The 14,190-nt window shown below is 45.0% G+C and carries 15 protein-coding genes; 13 read left to right on the forward strand and 2 right to left on the reverse strand.

Annotation, left to right across the window (positions count from 1 at the left end; translation table 11 throughout):
• The first annotated feature begins 58 nt into the window (after window positions 1-58).
• The 13 genes from ODU45_RS05060 to ODU45_RS05120 all read left to right on the forward strand — a co-directional run bounded on the left by ODU45_RS05060 (window position 59) and on the right by ODU45_RS05120 (window position 13,380).
• Window positions 59-325, forward strand: a complete 267-nt coding sequence (locus tag ODU45_RS05060) for an ACT domain-containing protein (RefSeq protein WP_105248596.1) — start codon at window positions 59-61, stop codon at window positions 323-325.
• Window positions 326-336: 11 nt separating this feature from the next.
• Entirely contained in the window at window positions 337-1,674 is a 1,338-nt protein-coding gene (locus tag ODU45_RS05065; protein WP_398580885.1) for a PFL family protein, read from the forward strand.
• A 178-nt stretch (window positions 1,675-1,852) separates the two neighbouring features.
• Complete coding sequence (locus ODU45_RS05070) at window positions 1,853-2,548, forward strand: histidine phosphatase family protein (protein WP_318819569.1); 696 nt, start codon at window positions 1,853-1,855, stop codon at window positions 2,546-2,548.
• 106 nt (window positions 2,549-2,654) lie between these two features.
• A complete protein-coding gene (locus ODU45_RS05075; RefSeq protein WP_105178865.1) occupies window positions 2,655-2,978 on the forward strand; it encodes a PadR family transcriptional regulator in 324 nt (107 codons plus the stop codon).
• Window positions 2,968-3,468, forward strand: a complete 501-nt coding sequence (locus ODU45_RS05080) for a DUF2812 domain-containing protein (protein WP_105139336.1) — start codon at window positions 2,968-2,970, stop codon at window positions 3,466-3,468. The genes ODU45_RS05075 and ODU45_RS05080 overlap by 11 nt, the downstream gene beginning before the upstream one ends.
• A 165-nt stretch (window positions 3,469-3,633) precedes the next feature.
• Window positions 3,634-4,668, forward strand: a complete 1,035-nt coding sequence (gene hrcA, locus ODU45_RS05085; protein WP_398580886.1) for a heat-inducible transcriptional repressor HrcA — start codon at window positions 3,634-3,636, stop codon at window positions 4,666-4,668.
• Window positions 4,669-4,808: 140 nt separating this feature from the next.
• Entirely contained in the window at window positions 4,809-5,330 is a 522-nt protein-coding gene (gene grpE / locus ODU45_RS05090; protein WP_269089031.1) for a nucleotide exchange factor GrpE, read from the forward strand.
• A gap of 98 nt (window positions 5,331-5,428) precedes the next feature.
• A complete protein-coding gene (gene dnaK / locus ODU45_RS05095) occupies window positions 5,429-7,252 on the forward strand; it encodes a molecular chaperone DnaK (protein WP_398580887.1) in 1,824 nt (607 codons plus the stop codon).
• 608 nt (window positions 7,253-7,860) lie between these two features.
• Entirely contained in the window at window positions 7,861-8,997 is a 1,137-nt protein-coding gene (dnaJ, locus tag ODU45_RS05100) for a molecular chaperone DnaJ (protein ID WP_012775428.1), read from the forward strand.
• 126 nt (window positions 8,998-9,123) lie between these two features.
• Complete coding sequence (locus tag ODU45_RS05105) at window positions 9,124-9,951, forward strand: lipoate--protein ligase family protein (protein WP_398580888.1); 828 nt, start codon at window positions 9,124-9,126, stop codon at window positions 9,949-9,951.
• Between the two features lie 10 nt (window positions 9,952-9,961).
• Window positions 9,962-11,410, forward strand: a complete 1,449-nt coding sequence (locus tag ODU45_RS05110; protein WP_398580889.1) for an amidase — start codon at window positions 9,962-9,964, stop codon at window positions 11,408-11,410.
• Between the two features lie 123 nt (window positions 11,411-11,533).
• Window positions 11,534-12,409, forward strand: coding sequence for a transporter substrate-binding domain-containing protein (locus ODU45_RS05115; RefSeq protein WP_044758293.1), 876 nt, complete (start codon window positions 11,534-11,536; stop codon window positions 12,407-12,409).
• 299 nt (window positions 12,410-12,708) lie between these two features.
• Window positions 12,709-13,380, forward strand: coding sequence for an amino acid ABC transporter permease (locus ODU45_RS05120; protein WP_044758292.1), 672 nt, complete (start codon window positions 12,709-12,711; stop codon window positions 13,378-13,380).
• A gap of 30 nt (window positions 13,381-13,410) precedes the next feature.
• Here the strand turns inward: ODU45_RS05120 and ODU45_RS05125 are convergent, their stop codons facing one another.
• Window positions 13,411-13,626, reverse strand: a complete 216-nt coding sequence (locus ODU45_RS05125) for a helix-turn-helix transcriptional regulator (protein WP_014637449.1) — start codon at window positions 13,624-13,626, stop codon at window positions 13,411-13,413.
• A gap of 1 nt (window position 13,627) precedes the next feature.
• Complete coding sequence (locus ODU45_RS05130) at window positions 13,628-14,152, reverse strand: hypothetical protein (RefSeq protein ID WP_044758291.1); 525 nt, start codon at window positions 14,150-14,152, stop codon at window positions 13,628-13,630.
• Window positions 14,153-14,190 lie beyond the last annotated feature (38 nt).

Here is a 14,190-nt window from a genome sequence, read left to right on the forward strand (position 1 = left end):
TCTACCTTTTTCTGCATATTTATGATAAAATAAATGAAAATTTAGAAGAGGTGTTCAGATGAAAGCTATTGTTACAGTTGTCGGTAAGGACAAGTCAGGAATCGTTGCGGGTGTTGCTACTAAGATTGCGGAAATGGGCTTGAATATTGATGATATTTCTCAGACAGTTTTGGATGAGTATTTTACCATGATGGCGGTGGTGTCATCAGATGAGAAGCAAGATTTCACGCAACTTCGTGCGGAATTGGATGCCTTTGGTCAAAGTTTGAATGTGAAAATCAACATTCAAAGTGCGGCGATTTTTGATGCCATGCACAACTTGTAAGGAGAGCAATCATGGATATTAGACAGGTTAGAGAAACCATTGAGATGATTGAGGAGCAGCACTTCGATATTCGGACCATTACCATGGGAATTTCCCTCTTGGACTGTATTGACTCGGATATTGATAAGGTTGCGGAGAAAGTTTATACTAAAATCGTGACCAAGGCCAAGAACTTGGTAGCAGTCGGTGATGAGATTGCGGCAGAACTAGGCATTCCCATTGTCAACAAACGGGTATCGGTAACGCCTATTGCTTTGATTGGTGCAGCGACGGATGCCACGGATTATCTTCCCCTGGCTCATGCCTTGGACAAGGCGGCTCATGAGATCGGTATCGATTTTATCGGAGGTTTTTCAGCTCTGGTTCAAAAGGGCTACCAAAAAGGAGATGAAATCCTCATCAACTCTATACCGCAGGCATTGGCCCAAACGACAAAAGTCTGCTCGTCAGTCAACATCGGCTCGACCAAGACAGGCATCAACATGACTGCTGTGCGGGACATGGGGCGGATCATCAAGGAGACGGCGGAGGCTTCTGATATGGGAGCGGCCAAGCTGGTGGTCTTTGCCAATGCGGTTGAGGACAATCCTTTCATGGCGGGTGCCTTCCATGGTGTCGGCGAGGCGGATGTGGTCATCAACGTCGGCGTGTCTGGTCCTGGTGTGGTCAAGCGTGCCCTTGAAAAAGTGCGTGGGGAGAGCTTTGATGTGGTGGCAGAGACCGTCAAAAAGACGGCCTTCAAGATTACACGTATCGGTCAGTTGGTCGGCAATATGGCCAGCGAACGCCTGGGTGTTAAGTTCGGTATCGTGGACCTGTCCCTTGCTCCGACGCCAGCTGTTGGAGACTCAGTGGCACGGGTTTTGGAGGAAATGGGGTTAGAAACCGTAGGTACGCACGGAACGACTGCTGCCCTGGCTTTGCTCAATGACGCAGTCAAAAAGGGTGGGGTCATGGCCTGCAACCAAGTCGGTGGCTTGTCAGGTGCCTTTATCCCTGTGTCTGAGGATGAGGGCATGATTGCGGCGGTGCAAAATGGCTCGCTTAACCTTGAAAAATTGGAAGCTATGACGGCTATCTGTTCAGTTGGTTTGGACATGATTGCCATTCCAGAAACAACGCCTGCTGAAACTATCGCGGCTATGATTGCGGATGAGGCAGCGATTGGAGTTATCAACCAGAAAACCACTGCGGTCCGTATTATTCCGCTTGGAAAAGAAGGGGACATGATTGAATTTGGTGGCCTTCTGGGAACGGCTCCTGTTATGAAGGTCAATCAGGCTTCGTCTGCGGACTTTATCAACCGTGGCGGACAAATTCCAGCACCGATTCATAGTTTTAAGAACTAAAAACGTAAACCGATTGCGACAAGCAGTCGGTTTTTTGCTATACTTATACTCAATGAAAATCAAAAGCAGACTAGGCGACGCAGATGCAGATAGAACTGAAGTTCATCAAATCAAGTCAACAACGTTTGCTTTTGATTTTCGAAGAATATTAATAGTAAGAAAAGACAAGGAGAACACTATGGCAGACGTAAGATTATATATTTCTCGACATGGGAAAACCATGTTTAATACCATCGGGCGCGTGCAGGGCTGGTGTGATACACCGCTGACCAAGTCTGGTGAGGAAGGAATTCGTGAATTGGGTTTGGGGCTCAAGGATGCGGGCCTTGATTTTAAATTAGCTGTATCCAGTGACCTAGGGCGGACCGTTCAGACTATGACCATCGCCCAGCGTGAGTTGGGAATTTTAGGAAAAATCCCATATTACCAAGACAAGCGTATCCGTGAATGGTGCTTTGGTAGTTTCGAGGGCATGTATGATGCCGAGCTTTTCCAAGGTGTCCTGCCTCGTTTGAAAGGGACAGTTGATGCGACAGGCATGTCCTTTGCGGAAATTGCAGCAGGTATCCAAGAAGCAGATACAGCTGGCTGGGCGGAATCATGGGAGGTCTTAAGCAATCGTATCTTGACAGGTTTTGAGGCTATCGCCCAAGACTTGGAAAAACAGGGTGGAGGCAATGCCCTTGTGGTCAGCCACGGTATGACCATTGCAACCCTGGCCCATCTGTTGGAGCCAGAGCGTGGTGCCAATGTCTTCCTCGATAACGGCTCAATCACCGTCCTCAAATACGAAAATGGCAAGCTTTTAATTGAAACAGTTGGCGACCTATCCTACCGCAAACGTGGAGCAGAATTGATTGCCCAAGGGGAATAAGATATAAAATCAGGGAGTTTTCTCTGATTTTTTGTTGACTTATATATCGAGGTGCGATGTAATTTATACATCGAAGTTCGATGTATCGTAGTGCGAAAGGTATTTTATGAACAATAAGTTAAAACGCGTCTATGTTCCCATGACAGAAACAGCCTTCTATATTCTTTTTCATTTACAGGAGGAACGACATGGTTACGATATTACCCAGAAGACCAAGGAAGTCACGGCAGGTCAGGTCGTGATTAGCCCTGGGACCATGTATGGCACCCTATCGAAAATGGAGAAAGACGGCTTGATTGTCTTTGTTAGAGAAGAAGACAAGCGAAAGTTTTACCAAATAACAGCAACAGGTCGAGAAATTCTGGATATAGAATTGGCTCGAATTGAACGCCTCTATCGAAATAGTAAGGGGGAAAGCTATGGAAACTAAGACAGAGTGTAAAGTATTTTTCATCACAGATTTCAATCAGCAGGCACAGTATCTGACTGAAATGCATCGGAAAGGGTGGAAACTAACTAAAATTAGTTGGAGTTTCTTTTATCATTTTGAACAATGTGAGCCAGAAGATGTTGTGTATCAAGTTGATTTTAAGGAATCTAAGAACAAGGATAAGGGAGCCTATCTGCGTATGTATGAGGATTATGGCTGGGAATTGGTGGCGGCTTGCCAAAACTTTGTAATCTTCAAGAAAGCAGCTGTAAAAGGTGAACTTGAATTATATGGCGATAGGGAAAGTAAGGTGGAGTTTGTTAAAACAATCTTTCAAAGGAGATATTTCGTTTCTTTGGGACTATATTTTGTTCTGTTAGGGATGAATATAGAAACTCATCCAGGTTTTGTCTTGGGCATCTCTATTATTTATATTCCTCTTTTGTTGTTAGTTGGTTTTCGATTTTATCATATGATAAAGAGCAACTAGGTCCTCAGACTGATTTTTAGCACTCTAGGTAAAAGAGTGCTAATTTTTTGGTTTTTTCTCTTGACAATCCATTTTTTCGGCGTATAATGGGAGTATAAGTGCTTAGCACTCTATAGGTTTGAGTGCTAAAAACGGCAATCAACACTGTTCATGAAAGGAGCGGAGATGATTACCCAACGTCAAAATGATATTTTGAATCTGATTGTTGAATTGTTTACGCGCCATCATGAGCCAGTTGGTTCTAAGGCCTTACAGGAGATGATTGCTTCTAGTTCGGCCACCATTCGTAATGATATGGCTAAGCTAGAGCAGTTGGGCTTGCTAGAAAAGGCTCACACATCAAGCGGTCGGATGCCCAGTCGGGCTGGTTTTCAATACTTTGTCAACCACTCGCTCAACTTGGAACACATCAATGAAGAAGATGTTTATCAGGTAGTCAAGGCCTTCGACTTTGAAGCCTTCAAGCTGGAAGACATCTTGGAGCGGGCCAGTACAGTCCTAGCGGATTTGACAGGCTACACTTCGGTCATCTTAGATGTGGAGCCGACCAGTCAGCAGTTGACTTCCTTTGACATCGTGCAACTCAGCAGCCACGATGCTCTGGCAGTCTTGACCTTGGACCAGTCCAAACCTGTTACCGTCCAGTTTGCCATTCCCAAGAACTTTTTGATCAGGGACTTGGAAGTGCTCAAACGCCTGGTGGATGAACGCTTCGTTGACCAGACGGTCTTGGCAATCCACTACAAGCTGCGGACGGAGATTCCCCAGGTGGTGCAGCGTTACTTTACCACGACGGATAATGTCTTGGATCTGATGGACTATATTTTTGCCAACCTCTTCCAAGAATCAGTCTTTATCAGTGGAAAGGTCGCTTCGCTGACCTATGGCAATCTCGCCACCTACCAGCTCTTGGATAGCCCACAGTTCTTAGCGCCAGAGTTGCGGCAGGGCTTGGCACCAAACCAGCAGACCAGCATTTCTGTGGCGGAACATAGGGATCCTTCCCTAGCTGATGTGACAGTCATTCATCATCGCTTTCCAATCCCCTATCGGGGCATGGCCCAGATGAGTTTGCTTGGTCCTGTTGACATGGACTACCGTAGGCAGATGAGTTTAATCAACATCATCAGCCGCGTCCTATTTATGAAATTAACCGATTACTACAGATATTTAAGTAGTAATCATTATGAGGTCAATTAAGATGTGAGGGCGTGAAGGAAACGATTGAAAAATAGGAGATTGACGCGGTGTCATCAGACACAAGGAAATCTATCTTTTTTCTGAGTTTCTAGCCCGAACTCAATTTATTATTTGTCAAAGTAATAATAGAAAATGAAGAGGTGAACAACTTGTCAGAAGAAATCAAAAACGAAGAAATCGTAGAAGAGGTTGAAACAACAGAAGAAGTTGTCGAAGCTCCTGAAAAATCAGAATTGGATTTGGCAAACGAACGTGCAGAGGAATTTGAAAATAAGTACCTCCGTGCCCACGCTGAAATGCAAAATATCCAACGCCGTGCCAACGAGGAACGCCAAACCATTCAGCGTTACCGTTCGCAAGACTTGGCTAAGAAAATCTTGCCGAGCTTGGATAACTTGGAACGCGCCCTTCAAGTTGAAGGTTTGACAGAAGATGTCAAAAAAGGCCTGGAAATGGTACAGGAAAGCTTGATTCAAGCTCTCAAAGAAGAAGGGGTGGAAGAAGTCGCTACAGATGTCTTTGACCCAAATCTTCACATGGCCATTCAAACAGTTCCAGCCACAGACGACTGCCCAGCAGAACACATTGCCCAAGTCTTCCAAAAAGGCTACAAGTTGCATGAACGCTTGCTGAGACCTGCTATGGTGGTGGTGTCTGAGTAGTCGCTCTGCTATTTCCCCCTAAAAAAGATTCTTGACCGAGATGTCGTTAAACTAGGCTAAATTGAACATAAAAAGTAAATAAAAAAGAGGTAACACACATGTCTAAAATTATCGGTATTGACTTAGGTACAACAAACTCAGCAGTTGCAGTTCTTGAAGGAACTGAATCAAAAATCATTGCAAACCCAGAAGGAAACCGCACAACTCCGTCTGTTGTATCTTTCAAAAATAGTGAAATCATCGTTGGTGACGCGGCAAAACGCCAAGCGGTAACCAACCCAGATACCATTATCTCTATCAAATCAAAAATGGGAACTTCTGAAAAAGTTTCAGCAAACGGCAAAGAATACACACCACAAGAAATCTCAGCTATGATCCTTCAATACTTGAAAGGCTACGCTGAAGAATACCTTGGCGAAAAAGTAACCAAAGCCGTTATCACTGTTCCTGCTTACTTCAACGATGCTCAACGTCAAGCAACAAAAGACGCTGGTAAAATCGCAGGTCTTGAAGTAGAACGTATCGTCAACGAACCAACTGCAGCAGCCCTTGCTTACGGTTTGGACAAGACTGACAAAGACGAGAAAATCTTGGTATTCGACCTTGGTGGTGGTACATTCGACGTGTCTATCCTTGAACTTGGTGACGGTGTCTTTGACGTACTTGCAACAGCAGGTGACAACAAGCTCGGTGGTGACGACTTTGACCAAAAGATTATCGACCACATGGTAGCAGAATTCAAGAAAGAAAACGGCATCGACTTGTCAGCTGACAAAATGGCTCTTCAACGTTTGAAAGACGCGGCTGAAAAAGCGAAAAAAGACCTTTCAGGTGTAACGTCAACTCAAATCAGCTTGCCGTTCATCACTGCTGGTGCAGCAGGTCCGCTTCACTTGGAAATGACATTGACACGTGCAAAATTTGACGAATTGACTTACGACCTTGTAGAACGTACAAAAGTTCCTGTTCGTCAAGCTCTTTCAGATGCAGGACTTAGCTTGTCAGAAATCGACGAAGTCATCCTTGTCGGTGGTTCAACTCGTATTCCAGCCGTTGTAGAAGCTGTAAAAGCTGAAACTGGTAAAGAGCCAAACAAATCTGTAAACCCTGATGAAGTCGTTGCTATGGGTGCGGCTATCCAAGGTGGTGTTATTACTGGTGATGTGAAAGACGTTGTCCTTCTTGACGTAACACCATTATCACTTGGTATTGAAACAATGGGTGGCGTATTTACAAAACTCATCGACCGTAATACAACTATCCCAACTTCTAAATCACAGGTATTCTCAACTGCGGCGGACAACCAGCCAGCTGTTGACATCCACGTGCTTCAAGGTGAGCGTCCAATGGCAGCGGACAACAAGACTCTTGGTCGCTTCCAATTGACAGATATTCCTGCAGCACCTCGTGGTATCCCACAAATCGAAGTAACATTTGACATCGACAAGAACGGTATCGTTTCTGTAAAAGCCAAAGACCTTGGTACGCAAAAAGAGCAAACTATCGTTATCCAGTCTAACTCAGGTTTGACAGATGAAGAAATCGACCGCATGATGAAAGATGCAGAAGCAAACGCTGAAGCAGATAAGAAACGTAAGGAAGAAGTTGACCTTCGTAACGATGTTGACCAAGCAATCTTTGCGACTGAGAAAACTCTTAAAGAAACAGAAGGCAAAGGCTTTGACGCAGAACGCGACCAAGCCCAAGCAGCTCTTGACGAGTTGAAAGCAGCTCAAGAAGCTAACAACTTGGATGACATGAAGGCTAAACTTGAAAACCTCAACGAAAAAGCTCAAGCCCTTGCAGTGAAACTCTACGAGCAAGCCGCAGCAGCACAACAAGCAGCCGCAGGCCAAGAAGGTGCCCAAACAGCTAACAACGCAGGCGATGATGTCGTAGACGGCGAGTTTACTGAAAAGTAATACTCTTCGAAATTCTTCACTAGGCTTTGTTAACTCTCCTCGATGAACTCTAGTTCAATCTTCGTCCAGTTGCCTAGCCTAGTCTTGAATTTCTTTGAGTATCTAGGGTTTGGAAAATCATTTTTTCCGAAGTTCTTAGCTCGAACTCAATTCTCATCTTCTCGAGAATAGAAATCATTCTTTAATAAAATTTCCAATCACAGAGGTTGCAACCCAGCCTCTGTTTTTGGGTAAATAGCCTTCTAACTTTTACAGAATTGAATACGCCTACGACTCTGTGAAAAAGTCAAAAAGTCTGGGGATAGACTTTTTGAGGAATACCTGTCGCTTATTATTTTTGTGCGACAGGGCTGAAAGTGTTCCACCGGACACTTTCACTCCTTATTTTTCTTTGAGTCGCTTAACGGCTTAATATCTTCATAGAAAGGAAAGTGTTCGTAGCTGAACACGTGCTACTTTCTATACTCTAAAGAAAGGAATACAAGTTCGGTAATTCGAACACGGGCTACGGACTGTACCAAAAAGATAGTTTTTCCTAGGACGGTGGCGTCCTGAGTCAAAACTCCTATTTTGGCTGTGTCCGCTTAACGCCTTTTGTATCATAAACTATGAACAATACTGAATTTTACGATCGTCTAGGTGTTTCTAAGAATGCTTCGCCAGACGAGATTAAGAAGGCTTATCGGAAGCTTTCAAAGAAATACCATCCAGATATTAATAAGGATCCGGGTGCGGAGGATAAATACAAGGAGGTCCAAGAGGCTTATGAGACCTTGAGCGATCCGCAAAAACGGTCTGCCTATGACCAGTATGGTCCTGCTGGAGCAAACGGTGGCTTCGGCGGAGGAGCAGGTGGCTTTGGTGGTTTCGACGGAGCAGGTTTCGGTGGCTTTGAAGACATTTTCTCTAGCTTCTTTGGTGGAGGCGGTGCGACGCGCAATCCTAATGCACCTCGTCAAGGGGATGACTTGCAGTATGCGGTCAACTTGAAGTTTGAAGAAGCGATTTTTGGTGTGGAACGTGAAGTTTCCTATAACCGTGAGGCAACTTGTCGAACCTGTACAGGTTCAGGTGCCAAACCTGGAACAAGTCCAGTAACCTGTGGGCGTTGTCATGGTTCTGGAGTGATCAATGTGGACACCCAAACTCCACTTGGAACCATGCGCCGTCAAATGACCTGTGATGTCTGTCATGGTCGCGGAAAACAAATCAAAGACCCATGTACAACCTGTCATGGAACTGGTCATGAAAAACAAGCCCATACTGTGACGGTTAAGGTGCCAGCTGGTGTGGAAACTGGTCAACGTATTCGCTTGGCAGGTCAAGGTGAAGCTGGTTTCAATGGAGGTCCTTACGGAGATCTCTACGTTGTTATTCAGGTCCAACCTTCAGACAAGTTTGAACGTGAAGGGACCACTATTCACTATAAACTGAACCTCAACTTTGTCCAAGCAGCACTTGGAGATACAGTTCATGTGCCAACGGTTCACGGTGATGTGGATATGGTCATTCCTGAAGGTACCCAGACTGGTAAGACCTTCCGACTCAAAGGAAAAGGTGCCCCAAGTGTTCGTGGTGGAGCTATTGGTGATCAATATGTCACAGTAAATATCGTCACTCCGACAGGTTTGAATGACCGCCAAAAAGCAGCTCTTAAAGAATTCGCGGCAGCAGGAAACATTGATGTCAAACCCCATAAAAAAGGATTTTTTGACAAGGTAAAAGATGCCTTTGAGGATTTATAATTCTAAGATGAGACTGGAAACTCCAGTCTCCTTTCTTTTTCAGAAAAAACTCTGGGCATTTTCTCCGACGCATCACAGGCTCTGTGTTAAAATAAGATATAGTAATTTGAAAGAGAACGCTTACGAATGAAATCTTGGGTTGAGAATAAGGCCATAAAAAAATACGAAGATCGGTCTGGCTTGACGGGTTTGAAACAGGGGCCGCTGGTGTGGACCGAGGTCTTTTTGCGCGAGGTCAATCGTCAGTCAGATATAGGGATTTTACATTTTTGGCCCATGGACCAAACGGTTATTCTGGGGATGATGGACAGTCAGGTTGCCCAGCTGGACAAGGGCTTAGCCAGTATTGGTCAGGCAGGCTACAGTCCTATCATTCGGAGTTTGGGCGGTTTGGCAGTCGTTGCGGATGAAGGGATATTAAATGTCACTCTGATTTTGCCTAATCCTTCTGGTCATAAAGTCGATTTGCGGGAGTCTTATCAGGTTATGGTGGATTTGATTGCTCAGGCGCTTTCGGATTTTCCCTTCGAGGTGGTCAGTGGTGAGGTGACAACTTCCTACTGTCCTGGGACCTACGACCTCAGTATCTCTGGTCGGAAGTTTGCTGGATTGGGCCAGCGGATTTACCAAGAGGCCATTGCCATTTCTGCCTATATCAGTGTGTCAGGCAATCAAGTCAAACGAGGGCAAGTGGTGGCTGATTTTTATGCAGCAAGTTTTGCTCCGCAAGAAGTATCTGACAGATTTCCACAGGTGGATCCGGATTCGATGGCTAATTTGTCAGACTTGGTCGGTCAGGATGTGACGGTGGAGGATATGAAAATACGAATTGAGCGTGTCTTGATTGAAAACGGAGCTTTTCTGACCACCTTTTATCCTTCGTCGGACAACATGGCTGATTTTATGGCGCTCGGAAAGACCATCAAGCAGTCTATGGAAAAATATGAAATTTAGGAGAAAATCTATGGAATGGAAAGATGCGACAGCCATGGCTCAGGCTGTCAATCAAAAACAGGTTTCTGCCAAGGAGTTGGTGCAAGAATCCATTGACAGGATTGAAAAGCTCAATCCCGCCCTCAATGCGGTTGTCAGCAAGCAATATGAAGAAGCCTTGAAAGAAGCGGAGAAAGAAAACTATCTGGGCAAGCCATTTGCAGGAGTTCCTTTCTTGCTGAAGGATCTGGGACAAAATGAAAAGGGGCAGCCATCTTCTGCAGGTTCTCGCCTGCTTGCTGGTCGACCAGCAGGCCATACCGATACCTATGTCCAACGCTTGAAGGACTTGGGTTTCATCATTGTCGGTCGGACCAACACGCCAGAATTCGGCTTCAAAAATATCTCAGATGCCAGCCTGCATGGTCCTGTCAATCTTCCCTTGGACCCCAGTCGCAATGCTGGTGGATCAAGTGGTGGAGCAGCTGCAGCACTGGCTTCAGGCATGGTCTCTATTGCTGCGGCATCGGATGGTGGTGGGTCTATTCGTATCCCAGCCTCTTTCAATGGCTTGATCGGGCTCAAAACCAGTCGTGGTCGGATTCCAGTTGGACCTAAGTCTTATCGTAGCTGGCAGGGGGCATCTGTCAATTTTGCCCTGACCAAGTCTGTCCGCGATACCCAGCGTCTGCTCTACCATTTCCAGGATTATCAGCTGGAAGCCCCCTTTCCCCTTGCCAAGCTGAGCGAAGAGGAGGTGTTTGGAAAATTGTCTCGCCCCCTAAAAATCGCCTACTATAGCAAGTCTCCAGTAGGGAGCAAGGTCAGTCCTGAAGCGGTAGAAGCGGTTCAAAAAGCCTGTCGTCACTTGTCTGACTTAGGGCATGAGCTGGTGGAGTTGTCAGAATATCCTCTGGATGGAGTGGCCCTGATGAAATCCTTCTACCTGATGAACAGCATCGAGACGGCCCAGATGTTTGAAGAGATAGAGGCAGGGTTGGGTCGGTCCATGACACCTGATGACATGGAAGTCATGACCTGGGCCATTTACCAGAGTGGACAGACCGTTCCAGCCAAACTCTACTCCAAAGTCTTGCAGGATTGGGACCGCTACAGTGCCAGAATGGCGGACTTCCACCAGTATTACGACCTCCTTCTGACACCGACAGTGGCTGATGTAGCGCCCAATCATGGGCAATTTGACCTATCAGCAGATTTGCTGGACCGCCTCAAGCACACTCAGAACTATTCCATGGAAGAGCAGCAGGCCCTGATCTGGCAAATGTTCGAGGACAGCCTAGCACTAACTCCCTTTACGCAGCAGGCCAATATTTGTGGTCAGCCAGCCATTTCTCTGCCAACTTATGTACGGGCTGACGGCTTACCAATCGGCATCCAATTGACAGCAGCCAAGGGACGAGAGGATTTACTCTTGCAGTTGGCAGACCAAATGGAGGCAGCAGGTTTACTCAACTTGTAAGGGAATTCATTTTTTCAGTTCAATTATTTGCCAAAACGTTTTCAAAATGTTAACCTGTAAAAGTTGGTGGGTTAACACCGGAAAAGTAAAAGGGAAGCTATGGCTTCCAAAGGAGATTGTTTTATGTTGAAAAAAGTTTTGGCCTCAGCTCTCTTGGTTTCTACTTTGACCTTGGCAGCATGTTCTAGCTCAAGTTCTAATACTAGCAGTTCTTCTGCTGAACAGACTCAATGGGAAAAAGTACAAGAAGCAGGTGTCTTGAAGGTTGCTACACCAGGTACCCTCTTCCCAACTTCTTACTACAACGATGCTAAAGAATTGGTCGGTTATGAAATTGACATGATCAATGAAATTGGTAAACGTTTGAAATTGGAAATCGAATACCAAGAAATTGGTGTAGCAGAAGCCTTTACAGCTGTGGACAGTGGAAAAGTCGATATTTCTGTTAACAACTTTGACATGACAGAAGCACGTAAGGAAAAGTATAACTTCTCTATCCCTTACAAATATTCAGTTGGCGGCTACATCGTTCGTGAAGATGGTTCATCAGGAATCGAAGCAGCTGACTTGAGCGACTGGACTGGTAAAAAAGCTGGTGGTGGTGCAGGTACTCAGTACATGAAAATTGCTGAAAAGCAAGGTGCAGAGCCAGTAATCTATGACAACGTAACCAACGATGTCTATTTGCGTGATGTATCAACAGGTCGTACAGACTTCATTCCAAACGACTACTACACACAAGTCATGGCCATCAAATGGGCCAATGCCAACTTCCCAGACATCAAAGTGAAGATGGGTGATGCAAAATACAATCCAACTGAACAAGGTATTGTCATGAGCAAGGCTGACACAAGCTTGAAAGAAAAAATTGACGAAGCTCTTGAAGCGATGAAAGCTGACGGAACTTTGAAGGCAATTTCTGAGAAATACTATGCAGGACAAGATTTGACAATCCCTGTTGAGAATGCAGATGAGTTGCCAGTTATCGAAGTTGAATAAGAATTAGTAACAAATTATAGTCTTTTAGTTTACTTTTAGTACTCGCTCCAACTATCTGGGAGATAGTTGGAGGTTGCAAATAAAGCGAACAAAGTTCGCATCAACTGCCGCAGGCATATCTCAATGCTTTCTTGTTTCTTGGCATTGACTTGAAACAGTCCCCCAGACTGTTTCAATCAGGCAAGGTGAGTTAACGAAGTAATAAAAGAAAAACTAAATGACGATAAATGCATCTTGTATAGACTTTGTCAGTCCCAGACTGGCAAGGTCTATCTGGTTTTTAGGAAAGAGGAGAGGATATGGATATTAACTGGCAGGCAGTTTTTAATGCGGATATTGCAAGAGAGGCTATTCCACAGATTTTGGAGGGGCTTCCCTACACTTTATCCCTATCCCTAATTGGTTTTGCCTTGGGGACTTTCTGTGGATTTTTTGTAGCCCTCATGCGGATGTCTAAGTTTGGCCCCTTGCGTTGGTTGGCTATGGCCCATATTTCTCTCATGCGTGGTATTCCCCTCATGGTTCTTCTTTTCTTCATTTATTTTGGTCTGCCATTTATGGGCTTGCAGTTAGACGCCATAACAGCCTCGATCATCGCCTTTACCTCCATGTCTAGTGCCTACATTTCTGAAATTATTCGTGCATCTCTTTCAGCCATTGACAAGGGGCAATGGGAAGCGGCGCGTTCCCTGGGTTTGCGGACCAATGTGATTTACCGAAAAATCATCATTCCCCAAGCCTTTCGCATTGCCCTTCCACCACTTAGCAACGTTCTCTTAGACATGGTCAAAAGTACCTCTCTGACAGCCATGATTACTGTACCAGAGATTTTCAATAAGGCCAAAATAGTCGGCGGAGCCAAGTCGGACTACATGACCGTTTACATCTGTGTAGCCCTTATTTATTGGGTTATCTGTACCCTTTATGCTGTCGGACAGGTGCATTTGGAAAAACGCTTGGCGACCTACTAAAAAAGAAAAAGCCCTAGGCTTTTTCTTTTTTTAGTTGTCTTCATGGACATATTCCAAAATATCTCCTGGTTGGCAGTCTAGGATTCGGCAGATGCTCATCAGGGTATTAAAACGAATGCCTTTTGCCTTGCCTGTCTTGAGAATGGATAGGTTGGCTTCGGTAATGCCGACTTGCTCCGCCAAGTCCTTGGAAGTCATTTGTCGGTCTTTGAGGACCTTGTCTAGGTTTACGCGAATCATTTCCATATCAGATAAACTCGCTATTCTCGGTTTCAAGTTGTTGCCCCTTTTGTACTAAGGTCCAGACAAAATAAGTCAGGAAGATAAAGAGAGCATTGAGGATGAAATCTGACCAACGCAGATTGAGGAAGTTGGTTGGTCCAGTAGCGTTTGTCAGGGCAATCAAGCTGGTTAGGCAAAATTGCCCAGCAGTCAGGACGAGCAAACTGATGAAGAGTTTCTGATACAGTTCCAGACTCGCTGAAGCGAAATAATCTTCTTCCAGAAATATCTTGCATAGCTTTTGAATCAAGTAGGCAATGTGACTGAGTGCCGCCAAGACGATTAAGATCAATCCACTTGTTAAAAGAATGAGCCAAACACCAATCTGGTCAGTGGGTTTGTTAAAGGTGTATTCCCAAGAACGTGTTACAAAAGAATCCCCGCTAAAACCTGCCAATGTAAAGAAGGTATAAAGGGCAATCAAAAAATAGAAGAAAAAGCGAACACATGCAGCAACCAATCCTGCTGTTTTGAGTAGATTTTTTTTCATAGCAAACCTCCAATTATTATTGTTTTATGATAATATTA

The organism is Streptococcus sp. 2022WUSS135, from assembly GCF_044427045.1.
GTDB classification, from domain to species: Bacteria; Bacillota; Bacilli; order Lactobacillales; family Streptococcaceae; genus Streptococcus; species Streptococcus hashimotonensis.

Excerpts from the sequence above, each read along its gene's own strand:
- dnaJ (WP_012775428.1), top strand. The coding sequence starts at position 7,861 with ATGAACAATACTGAATTTTACGATCGTCTAGGTGTTTCTAAGAATGCT.
- ODU45_RS05115 (WP_044758293.1), top strand. The coding sequence starts at position 11,534 with ATGTTGAAAAAAGTTTTGGCCTCAGCTCTCTTGGTTTCTACTTTGACC.
- dnaK (WP_398580887.1), top strand. The coding sequence starts at position 5,429 with ATGTCTAAAATTATCGGTATTGACTTAGGTACAACAAACTCAGCAGTT.
- ODU45_RS05130 (WP_044758291.1), bottom strand. The coding sequence starts at position 14,152 with ATGAAAAAAAATCTACTCAAAACAGCAGGATTGGTTGCTGCATGTGTT.
- hrcA (WP_398580886.1), top strand. The coding sequence starts at position 3,634 with ATGATTACCCAACGTCAAAATGATATTTTGAATCTGATTGTTGAATTG.
- ODU45_RS05065 (WP_398580885.1), top strand. The coding sequence starts at position 337 with ATGGATATTAGACAGGTTAGAGAAACCATTGAGATGATTGAGGAGCAG.
- ODU45_RS05075 (WP_105178865.1), top strand. The coding sequence starts at position 2,655 with ATGAACAATAAGTTAAAACGCGTCTATGTTCCCATGACAGAAACAGCC.
- ODU45_RS05080 (WP_105139336.1), top strand. The coding sequence starts at position 2,968 with ATGGAAACTAAGACAGAGTGTAAAGTATTTTTCATCACAGATTTCAAT.
- ODU45_RS05125 (WP_014637449.1), bottom strand. The coding sequence starts at position 13,626 with ATGGAAATGATTCGCGTAAACCTAGACAAGGTCCTCAAAGACCGACAA.
- ODU45_RS05105 (WP_398580888.1), top strand. The coding sequence starts at position 9,124 with ATGAAATCTTGGGTTGAGAATAAGGCCATAAAAAAATACGAAGATCGG.
- ODU45_RS05060 (WP_105248596.1), top strand. The coding sequence starts at position 59 with ATGAAAGCTATTGTTACAGTTGTCGGTAAGGACAAGTCAGGAATCGTT.
- ODU45_RS05110 (WP_398580889.1), top strand. The coding sequence starts at position 9,962 with ATGGAATGGAAAGATGCGACAGCCATGGCTCAGGCTGTCAATCAAAAA.
- ODU45_RS05070 (WP_318819569.1), top strand. The coding sequence starts at position 1,853 with ATGGCAGACGTAAGATTATATATTTCTCGACATGGGAAAACCATGTTT.
- ODU45_RS05120 (WP_044758292.1), top strand. The coding sequence starts at position 12,709 with ATGGATATTAACTGGCAGGCAGTTTTTAATGCGGATATTGCAAGAGAG.